Raw genomic sequence first — 13268 nt, 5'->3', positions numbered from 1 at the left:
GAAGGGAGATAAGAGGGGATAAGGGGCGCACGGAAGGTGTGCGGCACCCCGGGGGGACGGGCGAGGGCGTGCGGTCAGACGCGGATGACCTGGGGTCCGCGCAGGGCGTAGCGATGGGCCTCGGACGTGGGCAGGGCGGTGCTCGTGACGATCGCCTCCAGCTCGGCGACCTCCGCGAACCGGCAGAAGCTGACCGCCCCGAACTTGGTGTGCACGCCCGTGAACACGGTGCGCCGGGAGGCCCGCATCGCCTGTGCCTTGACCTCGCTGACGGCGGGGTCGGGCGTGGTCAGGCCGTGCTCGCGGGAGATGCCGTTGGCGCCGATGTACGCCAGGTCGATGACGAAGCCGGCCAGCATCTTGGTGGTCCAGTGGTCGACCGTCGCGAGCGTGCCCGCCCGCACCCGGCCGCCGAGCAGCAGCACCGTGACGTTCTCGGCCTCGGCGAGGGCGCCCGCCGTCGCCAACGAGGCGGTGACGACGGTCAGTTGGCGGTCCCGGGGCAGCGCCTCGGCGACCAGCTGGGGGGTGAACCCCTCGTCGACGAAGACCGTCTCGGCGTCCCCGAGCAGTTCGACGGCCGCGGCCGCGATCCGCCGCTTCTGCGGGACGTGCATGGTGGTGCGGAAGGCGAGCGTCGTCTCGAACCCGGCGCTCTCCACGGGATAGGCCCCGCCATGGGTGCGGCGGACCAGTCCGTGGTCCTCCAGGGCGCGCAGGTCGCGGCGCACGGTCTCCTTCGCGACGCCCAGCTGGGCGGCGAGCACGGTGACGTCGACGCTGCCGGTGCGGCGTGCCGCCCGGACGATCTCCCGCTGGCGTTCCTCGGCGCTCATGGCCCGCACCTCCCTGTGTGCCCTGCTGCTCTCCGCGGCTTCCAGCTGCTTTCCGCTGCTTCTCGCGGCTTCGCGCCGCTGCCCGTTCGGGCCCGGCGTCGGCCCTGAAGAGTTTCTACAGCGGGCCCACCGGCCTGACCAGGTCTGTTGCGCGCCCGATGGTGCCCGGGTGTGCCCGCTTGCCGGGGCGGCCGCCCGCCGCGGACCTGCGGGGCGGCGCGGAAGCGGGCAGAGCCCTGCCCGCTTGGGGGGCCGGGGCTGCCCGTTCGCTGCCCGGGTGCCGGTAAGGGGCGGGTGGGGGAGCCGCGTCAAGAAGTCCCCACGGAGCGTCAACAGTGCGTTACCGGCGGGGCGGATCAGGGGGCGGGCGGGCATAACGTCGGTGCCGGGACGCGGAGTTCGCCGCCGCGTCCGCTCAGTGACCGAGCAGTACGTCAGGAGCCGTCACCATGACCCACCGCATCGAAGCCGGGGATGCCGGAGATTCCGAGCCCCTCGAACGCACCCCGGCCGGACCCCTGTTCGTCCCCGTCCGGCCGGGAGCCGGGGCCTGCGCGGCCCGCATCTTCCGCACCCCGATGGGCGGCCGCACCGCCGTCGGCTTCACCAGCGAGCGCCTCCTGGCCGCGGCCCTCGGCCCGGCCCACGCCTGGATCCGGCTCGCCGAGCCCGCGCTGCGCGAGCTGACCCGCCCGGTCGGCGTCACCGAGCTGACCGTCGACCCGCGCCTGACCGCACCGGCGCCCATCGGTACACGCTCCGCCGCGCCCGGCCCGCGCGCCACCGTGACCATCGGCTGAGGGGACGGACCACCATGGCAGTCACCACCATCGCCACCGCGCACCTCCCGGAGGACCCCTCCGGCGACGACCTCGCGGTCTGGCCCGCCTCCACGACCCCCGGCGAGCAGGGCCTGCCCACCGTCGGCGGCGTCGAACTCCACGAGGTGGCCGAGCGGTTCGGCACCCCCGTCTACGTCCTCGACGAGGCCGAGGTGCGCGAGCGCTGCCGCACCTACCGGGCCGCGTTCCCCGACGCCGACGTGCTGTACGCGGCCAAGGCGTTCCTCTGCCGGGCCATGGTCCGCTGGGTGCACGAGGAGGGGCTCGGGCTCGACGTGTGCTCGGCCGGGGAGCTGGAGCTCGCCGTCGTCGCGGGCCTGCCGCCCGAGCGCATCGTCTTCCACGGCAACGCCAAGAGCCCCGAGGACCTGCGCGCGGCGCTGCGCCTCGGCGTCGGCCGCATCGTCGTGGACAGCACCTGTGAGATCAGCAGGCTCGCGGCCAACGTGCCCGCCGAGTCCGCGCAGCGCGTCATGGTGCGCGTGGTGCCCGGCGTCGCCGCGGGCGGCCACGCCGCGATCCGCACCGGCACCGAAGACCAGAAGTTCGGCCTGTCCATCGCGGACGGCTCGGCCATGCACGCCGTGACCCGCCTCCTGGAGCAGCCCCGGCTCGAACTGACCGGGCTGCACTGCCACATCGGCTCCCAGATCGACAGCCCGAAGCCGTACGTGATGGCGGTGCGCCACCTCGTCGGCCTGATGGCCCGGATCCGTGACCGGCACGGCGTCACCCTGCCCGAGCTGGACCTCGGCGGCGGCCACGCGGTCGCCTACCGCCCCGGCGAGCACCCCCTGGACGTGCCCGAGCTGGCCCGCAGGGTGCGCCGCGAACTCGCCGACGGCTGCGCCCAGGTGGGCCTTCCGGTGCCCCGCCTCGCCGTGGAGCCGGGGCGGGCGGTGGTGGCCTCGGCGGGCATCGCCCTGTACCGGGTGCTGGCCGTGAAGCGCACCGGGACGCGGGTGTTCGTCGCCGTCGACGGCGGCATGAGCGACAACCCGCGGCCCGCCCTGTACGGGGTCCGCTACACGCCGCGCCTGGTCGGCCGCCACTCGGCGGCGCCCGCGCACCCCGTCACGGTGGTGGGCCGGCACTGCGAGGCGGGCGACGTGCTCGCCGCCGACGTGCCGCTGCCCGAGGACGTGCACCCCGGCGATCTGCTCGCCGTGCCGGTCGCGGGCGCCTACCACCTGTCGATGGCGTCCGGCTACAACCTGGTGGGCCGCCCGCCGGTGGTGGCGGTGGCGGACGGCCTGGCCCGGCTCCTGGTGCGCAGGGAGTCCCTGGAGGACCTGCGGGCGCGGGACGTGGGGCTGTAGGGAGCGAGCCCTTGCGGGGCGGGCGTCAGGGCCGCTGGAAGACGACCTCCGGGTTCGGTGCCGTCGGGCCGTCGAGCAGCGGCTGGTGCTCGCCCTTCAGGTGCTGGTCGAAGAAGGCCGCGACGTAGGCCCGGGTGATCTCCTCCGAGCGCTGCCAGGACAGGGGTGCCTCGGGGTCGTCGATGCCGAGCTGTCCGAGCAGGACCGGGGCGTCCGTGAACGAGCTGTGGCCGGTGCCGGTCACCGAGAGCCACCGCTTCCAGCCGTTCAGGCCCGCCCAGGTCTTGTCCCAGCTCTCGTCCCTCCCGCCCGGGTGGTGCATGTTCTGGGTGCCCAGCATCATGAACGGCCGCTTGCCGAGTCCCTTCGGTGTGGTGTGGAAGGACCCGTCCATGTTCACCCCGGCGCGGACCCGGCGGTCGGTGGTCATCGTCGCGAGGGCGGCGGCTCCGCCGATGGAGTGCCCGGCGGCACCGATCCGCTCGCGGTCGATCATGCGGGCGTGCCGCCATGCGGGGTGGCGGCCGGTCAGCCGGTCGAGCACGAACGAGAGGTCCTCGGCCCGCCCTTCGGTGGTCTTCTTCCCGGCGGCGGGGTCCTCCAGGGAGTCGCAGGCGGCACAGGTGAGGATCCGCCCGCCGGGGAAGGCCGTGCCCGTCGACTCATAGGCGTGGTCGACGGTCGCGACGACGTAGCCGCGGCTCGCCAGGTCCTCGGCGAGGTTCGTCAGGAGGGCGCGCGGCATGGTGAAGCCGGGCGAGAGCACGACGAGCGGGAACGTCCCCCGCGCGGGGCGGCTTCCGCCGCGCGCATGCGTACGGGTGGCGCTGACGGCCTGCGGGGGTGCCTTGTCGCCGAGGCCCTTGGCCTCCAGGAGGAGCCGGGCCTCCTCGGTGCTCAGGTACGAAGTGGGGCGCCCGCCGTGGCCCTTGGCCGGATAGAACATCGACACCATCAGCTCCCGGGCGCCCGCCGACGGCACCCAGGGGTCGCGGCGGCTCTTGTCGACGAGGTGCAGGGTGTCGCGTCCCACCGCGTGCTCGCCGGTCGGGCGGGGCAGCTCGATCCGGGGTGCGGCGGGGGCCGTCGACGCCCGGCCGGGGGCGGTGTCCACGGGCAGGGCGAACGCGCCGCCCGCCCCGGCGAGCGGGAGCGCGAGGCTCAGGGCGAGCACGGTGACGACGGCACGGTTGCGGGTGCGACTGCGAGTCGGAGTCATGCCGATGACGCTAGATCGCGGGACGGTTCAGGGCGTCAGGCCACGGTGTGACGCTGCCTGCCTCCACGGGGGGACGAGGAGCCCCAACCGGTGCTCCCACAGGATGAGTTGAATCCGGTCAGTACGGCCAGACCGGCGGGTGGGTGCAGAAGTGCCCGCCCAGGTGGGCGTGGTCCGGGTTGGCCGGGTCGAGCTCGCCCTGCTCGGCGACGAGCTTGTCCGCGTACGGCTCCGAGTCGTCCTGCGGCGCGTAGCCGAGCGCCCGGGCCGGGTCGAGGTCCCACCACAGGCGGGTGTTGGCGGAGGAGCCGTACACCACCGTGTGGCCGACGTCCTCGGCGGTGAGGGCCGCGTGGAAGAGCCGGGCACCGTCGCCGGGCGACATCCAGACCGACAGCATGCGCACGCTCGTCGGCTCCATGAAGCACGAGCCGATCCGCACCGACACCGTCTCCAGGCCGTGCCGGTCCCAGTACAGCTGGGCGAGGTCCTCGCCGAAGCACTTGGACAGGCCGTAGAAGGTGTCGGGGCGGCGCGGGGTGTCGATGGGGATCAACGCCTCCTGGGGCAGGGGATAGGGGCCGGTCGGCCGGGGCGTGAAGCCCGCCGCGTGGTTGGAGGAGGCGAAGACGACCCGGCCCACGCCCGCCTCGCGCGCGGCTTCGTAGAGGTTGTGGGTGCCCTGGATGTTCGCCGTGAGGATCTTGTCGAAGGTGGACTCCAGGGAGATGCCCGCGAGATGGAGCACCGCGTCCACTCCGTGCATCGCCTCCCGCATCGCCTCCCGGTCCGCGAGGTCCGCCGTGACGGCCTCCGGCTCGCCCTCGATGGGGCGCGCGTCGAGCAGCCGCAGCGCGTAGCCGTAGGCGGGCAGCAGCCCCCGCATCAGGGTGCCGAGACCGCCTGCGGCGCCGGTGAGCAGGACGGTGCGGGGAGCGGGCATGAGGGGATCTCCTCGTACGAAATGGTGTACCGCATTCACATCCGTGGACAACGTAGAGATCTCGGGGGTGCCGAGTCAAGGGTGGCGCGGGGGTGCCGAGGGGACGCGGAGGAGGCAACTCCGGTCCTGAGTCGCGAGTTCGTCGCGCGTGCGCGCGCTTGACCGCGCTCGTGGCGGCGTCTTAGCGTAGGCGCGTTCAGGAATATGGACGCGGATCAGAAACGTGCACGCATAGGGAGAGCCCGTGACGTCAGTGCCGCCCCCAGTGTCCCTCGCCGCTCGGCTCAGCATCCCCAGCGGGCCGCTGTTCTTCCCGGTCACCGCCTTCGGGCCCGAAGGCGCCGTCGACCTCGAAGCTTTCCGCGCACACGTGCGCGCGGGCGTCGACGCGGGCGCGGCGGCGGTCTTCGCCTGCTGCGGCACGGGCGAGTTCCACGCGCTCACACCCGAGGAGTTCCAGGACTGCGTGCGGGCCGCCGTCGAGGAGACCGCGGGCCGCGTCCCCGTCGTCGCCGGCGCCGGGTACGGCACCGCGCTCGCCGTGCGGTACGCGCGCCTCGCCGAGGAGGCGGGCGCCGACGGGCTGCTCGCCATGCCCCCGTACCTCGTCGTGGCCGGGCAGGAGGGGCTGCTGCGGCACTACGCCGAGCTGGCCGCAGCCACCTCCCTCGAACTCGTCGTCTACCAGCGCGACAACGCCGTCTTCACCCCCGAGACCGTGGTCCGCCTCGCCCGCACCGAGGGCATCATCGGCTTCAAGGACGGCGTCGGCGACCTCGACCTGATGCAGCGCACCGTCAGCGCCGTGCGCGCCGAAGTCCCGGGCGGATTCCTCTACTTCAACGGCCTGCCGACCGCCGAGCTCACCGGCCTCGCCTACCGGGGCATCGGCGTGACCCTCTACTCCTCGGCCGTCTTCTGCTTCGCGCCCGACATCGCACTCGCCTTCCACCGGGCCCTGAACTCCGGCGACGACACCACCGCGAACCGCCTCCTCGACGGCTTCTACCGCCCCTTCGTGGACCTGCGCAACGAGGGCCGCGGCTATGCCGTCTCGCTCGTCAAGGCGGGGGTGCGCCTCGGCGGCCTCGACGTCGGGCCGGTCCGGCCGCCGCTGCACGAGCCCGCCGAGGAGCACGTCAAGCGGCTCGCCGAACTCGTCGAGCGCGGCCGCGCGTTGCTCGGGGAGGGCGTGTGAGGGCGGCCGCCTTCCTGTACCCGTGGGACGTCGCCGGCGACCCCGGGGCCGCCGCCCGCACCGCGGACCTCGGCGTCCAGCAGGTCACCCTCGCCGCCGCCTACCACTCCACCCGCGCCCTCACCCCGCGCCACCCGCGCCACCGCGTCGTCACGGCGGAGCACGCGGCGGTCCTGTACGAGCCCGGCGCGCGCTGGGACGGCCGGGAGCTGCGCCCGTACCCGGCGGGGGAGTGGGCCCCCGGCGACTCCTACGGGGAGGCCGCCCATGCCCTCGCCGAGGCCGGGCTCGACGTGCACACCTGGGTCGTGCTCGCCCACAACTCCCGCCTGGGCGCCGAGCATCCGCATACCGCCGTGGTGAACGCGTACGGCGACCGCTACCCGTGGGCGCCCTGCATCGCACAGCCCGCCACGCGCGCGTACCTCGTCGCCCTCGCGGCCGAGGCGGCGGTGCGGCCCGGGGCACGCGGCACCGAGCTGGAGTCCTGCGGCTGGTACGGGCTCGCGCACCTGCACGCCCACGACAAGACCGCCGGGGTCGACGTGGGGGAGGCCGGGCAGTATCTGATGTCGCTCTGCTTCTGCGCCGACTGCCGTGCGGGGTACGCGCGGCACGGCCTGGACCCGGACGGGCTCGCGGTGCGCGTCCGCGGCGCCCTGGAACCCGTATGGCAGGGGGAGGAGCCCACCGAGGGGTGGGCCGGGGTCGAGAAGCTGCTCGGCGACGGGACGGCGGCCGCCACGCGCGCGTGGCGCGAGGAAGCGGCGCGCACCCTCCAGGAGGAGTGTGTCGCGGCGGTACGGGCCGCCGCCCCCGAGGACTTCCAAGTGCTGCTGCACGCCGATCCGTTGACGTACCGCTGCGGGGCCAACGCCGGGGTGGACCCGGAACACATCCTGTCCGTGGCGGACGGCGTGGTCGTCCCGTGCACGGGCGGCACCCGGGCCCTGGAGCCGTTCGCCGCGCAGGGCCGCGGCGTGGTGGCCGCCAACTTCACCGTCGTCTCCGGGATGGGCGGAAGCCCGGCCGCGCTCGCCCGGGACGCGGCCCGCGCGGCGGAGCTCGGCGCCGGCGAACTGCGGCTCTACCACGCCGGTTTGGCCTCGGACACGGACCTCGCCCTCGTCCGGGCTGCGCTGCGGGAGACCCTGTCGCGACCGGAGTGATCACGGTTACGATCCGCGCACCACGGCTGATCAGCACACTGATCACCACAACCGATCACCATCGGAGGAACGGTGCGTACCAAGGGAATATCCGCGCTGGTCTGCGCCGGGCTCATGGCGGGCACCGCCGTGCTCGCCGGATCGGCGTCCGCCACGGCGCAGGGCGGCGCCCCCGCCCGCTCCGGCCGGGCCGACGACGTCCGCGACCGCCTGGAGCACATCCCGGGCATGAAGGTCACCGCGGTGAAGGAGGTCGAGGGCCACCCCCTCTACTCCCTCACCTACGCGCAGCCCGTCGACCACGACGACCCCGGCGCGGGCACCTTCACCCAGCGCCTCACCCTGTGGCACAAGGCCACTGACAAGCCGACCGTCCTCTACACCGGCGGCTACACCCTCGCCTCGAACACCACCGCCCTCACCAAGCTGATCGACGCCAACCAAGTCAGCGTCGAACACCGCTACTTCGAGGAGTCCCGCCCCGCAGGAGCCGCGGGCGACGACTGGTCCAAGATGACCGTCGAGCAGGAGGCCGCCGACGAGCACCGGATCACCCGGGCCCTGCGCACCGTCGAGAAGGGCAAGTGGCTCGGCACGGGGGCCAGCAAGGGCGGCATGACGGCGACGTACCACGAGCGCTTCTACCCGAAGGACCTGGACGCGGTCGTCGCCTTCGTCGCCCCGAACGACGCGAACAACAAGGACGACAGCGGCTACGAGCGCTTCTTCAGGACGGTCGGCACGCGCGCGTGCCGGGACGCCCTGAACGCGGTGCAGCGCGAGATGCTGCTGCGCCGGGAGACGCTGCTCCCCAAGTTCGAGGCGGACGCCGAGGCCGAGGGCAACACCTTCGAGGAGACGCTCGGAACCACCGACCGGGCCTACGAGTTCGCGGTCCTCGACCAGGTGTGGAACTTCTGGCAGGGCGGCACCGCCGCCGACTGCCCGACCGTCCCCGACGCCAAGAAGGCGAGCGACGACGAGCTGTACTCCTGGTCGAAGAAGCACGGCTTCAGCGTGTACCGGGACGAGGACCTCGGCACCAACGGCACCGGCCCCTACTACCGCCAGGCCGCCACCCAACTCGGCTGGGCCGACCTCAAGTTCAAGCATCTCAAGGGCGTGCGCCACTACCCGGACATCTACCAGCCCAATTCGGTGCTCCCGGCCGCGATGCGCGGCACCTACTCCAACAGGACCACCGCCGGAGTCGACCGCTGGGTGCGGACCAAGGGCGAGCGGATGATGTTCGTCTACGGGCAGAACGACCCGTGGAGCGCCGAGAAGTTCACCCCCAGCCACCGAGACTCCCACCGCTATGTGGTGCCCGGCTCCAACCACGGCGCGTCCATCGCCAAGCTGCCCGCGAAGCAGCAGGCGGAGGCGGTGGCGACCATCAAGCGGTGGGCCGACGTGAAGTAGCCCATCTGGAAAGGGACTTGGGCAAGGGGTGCCCGTAGGGCTGAAGTGGCTGCCGTTTACACTTTCTTTACCAGGCGTCACTTCAGCCCAAGGAGGCACCAAGGTGCGCAACAAGGGGATATCCACGCTGGTCTGTGCCGGACTGATGGCGGGTTCGGCGGTGCTCGCCGGGCCGACGGCCACGGCCGCCGCTGCCGACGACTTCCGCGAACGGCTCGAATCGCTGCCGGGCATGACGGTCACCGGAGTGCAGGACCAGGCGGGCCACCCCTTGTACGAGCTCACCTACGAGCAGCCCGTGGACCACGACGACCCCGGCGCGGGCACCTTCACCCAGCGGCTGACCCTGTGGCACAAGGCCACGGACAAGCCGACGGTTCTCCTCACGGGCGGCTACGCGCTGCTCTCCGATGTCACGCCCCTCACGCAGATGGTCGACGGCAACCAAGTCAGCCTGGAACACCGCTACTTCGGGAAGTCCCGCCCTGCCGGAGCCGCGGGCGACGACTGGTCCAGGCTCACCGTCCAGCAGGAGGCCGCCGACGAGCACCGCCTCACGCAGGCCCTGCGCACCGTCGAGAAGGGAAACTGGATCGGCGCCGGCGGCAGCAAGGGCGGCGACACGGTGACGTACCACGAGCGCTACTACCCCGAGGACCTGGACGGGGTCGTCGCGGTGGTCGCGCCGAACGACACCGTGGCCCGGGGCGACCGGGGTTACGAGCGCTTCTTCAGGACGGTCGGCACGCGTGCGTGCCGGGACGCCCTGAACGCCGTGCAGCGCGAGATGCTCGTGCGCCGCGACGCGCTGCTCCCCAAGTTCGCGGCGCAGGCGAAGGCCGAGGGCGCCTCCTTCGAGAAGGGCCTCGGGACCGTCGACCGCGCCTACGAGTACGCCGTCCTCGACCAGGTGTGGGGCTTCTGGCAGTACGTGGAGGACGGACACTGCGCGACCGTGCCCGACGCCAAGAAGGCCACCGACGACGAGCTGTACTCCTGGTCGAAGGAGCACGGCCTCGCCATTGCGGCGGACGACGCCCCCGGGGCCAACGTGGGCGACCCCTACAACCGCCAGGCGGCCACCCAACTCGGCTGGGCAGACCTGAGGTTCGAGCACCTCGACGGCCTGCGCCGCTACCCCGGCCTGCGGCAGCCCAACTCGCTGCTGCCCGCCGCCCTGCGCGGCCGCTACGACGGCAGGACCGCCACCGACGTCGACCGCTGGGTGAAGACCGAGGGCGAGCGGATGATGTTCATCTACGCCGAGAATGACCCCTGGAGCGCGGAGAAATTCACGCCCAGCAAGCACGACTCGTACCGCTATGTCGCACCCGGCGCCAACCACGCGAACGCGATCGAGAAGCTGCCGCCCGCCCAGCTGGCCGAGGCGGTCGCCACGGTCAAGCGCTGGGCGGACGTGAAGTAGCCGTCTTTGTCCGGGACTTGAGCAGGGGCGCGGCGACCAGCAGCCGCGCCCCCGCGAGGGCGGGCAGCAGCAGCCGGTAGTCGACCGTCTCGACGAGCACCGCGCCGAAGGCGACGCCGAGTGCGGTGGGCGCGAACATCAGGGTGTTGGCGGTGGCCGCGACCCGGCCGACGAGGGCGTCGGGGGTCCGGCGCTGCACCACTGTGAGCCCCGCGATCAGTACGCACGGCAGGCCGAGACCGTTCGCGACGCTCCCCGCGAGCACCGCCGCGTCGCTGGGCAGCGCCTGGAGCGCCGCCGACAGACCGGTGAGCGCGATACCCGCACCCGCGAACACGCGTTCCCCGAAGCGGCGCATCACCGGCCCCGACACGGCCCCCAGCAGCACCGTCGCCGCGCCCTGCGCCACATACAGCACCCCCGAGTACGCGGGGGAGTGCCCGAGCCCGTCGATGATCGCGTAGAGCGTGCCCGAGCCCAGCCCCGAGGCCAGCATCGTCAGGCCGCCCGCGAGCACCAGCGGCCGCAGCTCCCGGTGCCCCCACAGGTACCGTGCCCCCTCGGCGGTCTGGGCCCGCCACCCTGCCGCGTCCCGCACCGGGGTGCTCTCCCGCACCCGCAGCAGCAGGTACATCCCGGCGGCGAGCACGAAGGTCACCGCGTCCAGGAGCGCCACCCGGGAGCCCCCGTACGCGGCGAAGAGCCCCGCCCCGGCGAGCGGCGCGACCAGCTTCATGCCCTCGTTCGCGGACATCCGCAGCCCGTTGAAGTCCCCGAGCAGTTCCTTGTCGACGGCCGTCGCCACCAGCGCGGCCTCGGCCGCGTCGGCGACGACGCCGCACGCCCCGTACGCGACGAGGACCACGAAGAGGATCCACAGCCGGTCCGCCGCGTCGACCGCGAACAGGGGCAGGAGCAGCACGGCGAGGCCCAGGTTGACCGCGACGAGCAGCGGTCTGCGCCGGGTCCGGTCGGCGAGCGTGCCGAGCAGGGGGCCGAGGAGCGTGGGCAGCCAGAGGGCGAGCTGGCAGAGCGCGGCGAGGCCGTTGGAGCCGGTCAGCTCCTTCACCCAGATCCCGGAGGCCAGCCACATCGCCGTGGACCCGAAGCCCGACACCAGGACGGCGCCCAGATAGAGCCCCGCGTTGCGGTCCCGCAGGATCCGCCCGAACGTCGTCGTCATGGTGGGTGATGCTGGCCGTAAGGCCCCCGCCGCCGGATCGGGCAGTCGCCCTAGGAACACCTCCCGTGCGCCGATGAGTTCGGGCCACGCCTGAGGTCTACCTTCCAGGACCCGGACCGGGCCCGGACCCAGGACCCAGGACCCACGGAGGAACCCATGACGGAAGCGACCCCCACGGCCAAAATGTTCGACCTCGCCCCGCAGGCCCGCCTCATGGCCCGGATCGCCGAGAGCGTCGCGGACGACCGCCTCGACGCGCCCACCCCCTGCTCGGAGTTCCGCGTCGACCGGCTGCTGGCGCACGTGGTGCACCTGAGCCGGGCCTTCCAGGACGTGGCCCGCAAGAACCTCGGGCCGGTCACGGAAGGCGCCCCCGGGAGCGACATCCCCGAGCTGCCGGACGACTGGCGCACCCGGCTGCCGGGGCACCTCGACGGCCTGGTGGAGGCGTGGCGCGACCCGGCGGCCTGGGCGGGCGAGACCCAGGCGGGCGGCTTCACCATGCCGGGCGCGGTCGCCGCGACGGTCGTCCTCGACGAACTCCTGCTGCACGGCTGGGACCTGGCCCGTGCCACCGGCCAGGAGTACGCCCCCGCCCCGGCCGACGTCGAGACCTGCCACGGCCTGATCGGCACCTTCGCCGAACTGCCGCCCGGCGAGGGCCCGTTCGGCCCGCCCGTGGCGGTGCCGGACGACGCGCCGCTCCTTGACCGGGTGCTCGGCCTGAGCGGCCGGGACCCGCGCTGGACCCCGTAGGGCCTAACGATCGAGTAAAGGGTACGGGCAGCGTCTGGTGGGCGGGCGTGTGATGCGCGTAGACAGTCGTTGACCTGCTGAGAGAGATCAGCAGCACCAGACCCCAGATCGGGAGAATCGCTCTATGCGGAAGTCCTTGCGCATCGCGGGCATCGCCACCACCTGTGCCGTCGCCGGCGCCGCCCTCTACGGCACCGGCGCCGCCACCGCCGACAACGCCGGGGCCCGGCACACCTCGGAGCCCCAGAACATCGCCCTGCTCGTCCGCCAGATCGACGAGTACTACGGCGCCTCCCAGGACGCCGACGGCGTGTGGCACTCCTCGCCCGACAGCCCGTACGCCAAGGACCTGGCGCGCATCCAGGCCAAGGCCAAGAAGGACATCAAGCGGGCCGCCGCGCACGCCGGGAAGGGCAAGCACGGCAAGAAGCCCGCGATCGTCCTGGACGTGGACGACACCGCGCTGCTCAGCTTCGACTACGAGAAGCGCACCAACTTCACGTACAACAACGACAGTTGGGACGCCTACGTCAAGGCGGCCAAGCGGCCCGCCGTCTTCGGCATGCCGCAGCTCGTGAAGTACGCCAAGAGCAAGGGCGTCGAGGTCTTCTTCCTCACCGGCCTCGCCGAGTCGCAGCGCGAGGGCGCCGTCACCAACCTCGCCAGGGCGGGCTACGACACGAAGCTCGACCCGACGCACGTCTTCACCAAGAACAAGCCCAACCCGCCCGCGTACCTGAGCCACTGCGCGACGCCCGCCGCCTGGAAGTGCGACACGGTGCAGTTCAAGGAGGGCACCCGCAAGCACATCGAGTCGACGGGCTACGACATCGTCGGCAGCTTCGGCGACCAGGCATCGGACCTCGCGGGCGGCTACGCGGACAAGACGTACAAGCTCCCGAACCCGACGTACTTCGTGGAGTAGACCGGGTCCAGACAGGCCGGGCCCGGCGGG

The 13268-nt window shown here is 72.9% G+C and carries 12 protein-coding genes; 8 read left to right on the top strand and 4 right to left on the bottom strand.

Annotated elements, in window-relative coordinates; all coding sequences use genetic code 11:
* Window positions 1-74 precede the first annotated feature (74 nt).
* Entirely contained in the window at window positions 75-845 is a 771-nt protein-coding gene (locus tag ACQB60_RS00615; protein ID WP_496923797.1) for a DeoR/GlpR family DNA-binding transcription regulator, read from the bottom strand.
* A gap of 440 nt (window positions 846-1285) precedes the next feature.
* On the opposite strand from ACQB60_RS00615, the gene ACQB60_RS00610 reads away from it, so the two are divergent.
* Together ACQB60_RS00610 and lysA are read left to right on the top strand one after the other, a co-directional pair.
* Window positions 1286-1636, top strand: coding sequence for an SAV_915 family protein (locus ACQB60_RS00610; protein ID WP_496923796.1), 351 nt, complete (start codon window positions 1286-1288; stop codon window positions 1634-1636).
* 14 nt (window positions 1637-1650) lie between these two features.
* The gene (gene lysA / locus ACQB60_RS00605; protein WP_496923795.1) at window positions 1651-2997 is read left to right on the top strand and encodes a diaminopimelate decarboxylase; all 1347 of its coding nucleotides are present in this window, start codon (window positions 1651-1653) and stop codon (window positions 2995-2997) included.
* Window positions 2998-3022: 25 nt separating this feature from the next.
* On the opposite strand, the gene ACQB60_RS00600 is transcribed toward lysA, so the two are convergent.
* Entirely contained in the window at window positions 3023-4216 is a 1194-nt protein-coding gene (locus tag ACQB60_RS00600; protein ID WP_496923794.1) for an alpha/beta hydrolase family protein, read from the bottom strand.
* Window positions 4217-4334: 118 nt separating this feature from the next.
* The gene (locus ACQB60_RS00595) at window positions 4335-5159 is read right to left on the bottom strand and encodes an NAD-dependent epimerase/dehydratase family protein (RefSeq protein WP_496923793.1); all 825 of its coding nucleotides are present in this window, start codon (window positions 5157-5159) and stop codon (window positions 4335-4337) included.
* A 253-nt stretch (window positions 5160-5412) separates the two neighbouring features.
* Between ACQB60_RS00595 and ACQB60_RS00590 the strand changes: the two genes are divergently transcribed.
* The 4 genes from ACQB60_RS00590 to ACQB60_RS00575 all read left to right on the top strand — a co-directional run bounded on the left by ACQB60_RS00590 (window position 5413) and on the right by ACQB60_RS00575 (window position 10374).
* Window positions 5413-6357: a 5-dehydro-4-deoxyglucarate dehydratase gene (locus ACQB60_RS00590; protein WP_496924742.1), complete on the top strand. Its 945-nt coding sequence runs from the start codon at window positions 5413-5415 to the stop codon at window positions 6355-6357.
* Window positions 6354-7526 carry a hypothetical protein gene (locus tag ACQB60_RS00585; protein WP_496923792.1) on the top strand — a complete coding sequence of 391 codons (1173 nt, stop codon included), beginning with the start codon at window positions 6354-6356 and terminating at the stop codon, window positions 7524-7526. The genes ACQB60_RS00590 and ACQB60_RS00585 overlap by 4 nt, the downstream gene beginning before the upstream one ends.
* Before the next feature lie 72 nt (window positions 7527-7598).
* Complete coding sequence (locus tag ACQB60_RS00580; protein WP_496923791.1) at window positions 7599-8948, top strand: S28 family serine protease; 1350 nt, start codon at window positions 7599-7601, stop codon at window positions 8946-8948.
* Window positions 8949-9051: 103 nt separating this feature from the next.
* Complete coding sequence (locus tag ACQB60_RS00575; RefSeq protein ID WP_496923790.1) at window positions 9052-10374, top strand: S28 family serine protease; 1323 nt, start codon at window positions 9052-9054, stop codon at window positions 10372-10374.
* Here the strand turns inward: ACQB60_RS00575 and ACQB60_RS00570 are convergent.
* A complete protein-coding gene (locus tag ACQB60_RS00570) occupies window positions 10349-11557 on the bottom strand; it encodes an MFS transporter (RefSeq protein WP_496923789.1) in 1209 nt (402 codons plus the stop codon). The two genes, ACQB60_RS00575 and ACQB60_RS00570, sit on opposite strands and share 26 nt — an antisense overlap.
* Before the next feature lie 156 nt (window positions 11558-11713).
* Here ACQB60_RS00570 and ACQB60_RS00565 point away from each other — a divergent pair, with 156 nt between their 5' ends.
* Together ACQB60_RS00565 and ACQB60_RS00560 are read left to right on the top strand one after the other, a co-directional pair.
* On the top strand, window positions 11714-12313 hold the full coding sequence (locus ACQB60_RS00565) for a TIGR03086 family metal-binding protein (protein WP_496923788.1): 600 nt from the start codon (window positions 11714-11716) through the stop codon (window positions 12311-12313).
* Between the two features lie 124 nt (window positions 12314-12437).
* Complete coding sequence (locus ACQB60_RS00560) at window positions 12438-13238, top strand: HAD family acid phosphatase (protein WP_496923787.1); 801 nt, start codon at window positions 12438-12440, stop codon at window positions 13236-13238.
* Window positions 13239-13268 lie beyond the last annotated feature (30 nt).

The sequence above is a fragment of the Streptomyces odontotermitis genome, assembly GCF_050510915.1.
Classification (GTDB): Bacteria; Actinomycetota; Actinomycetes; order Streptomycetales; family Streptomycetaceae; genus Streptomyces.
The sequence above is the reverse complement of the archived record's forward strand: the minus strand, read 5'-3'. Positions and strand labels throughout refer to the sequence as shown.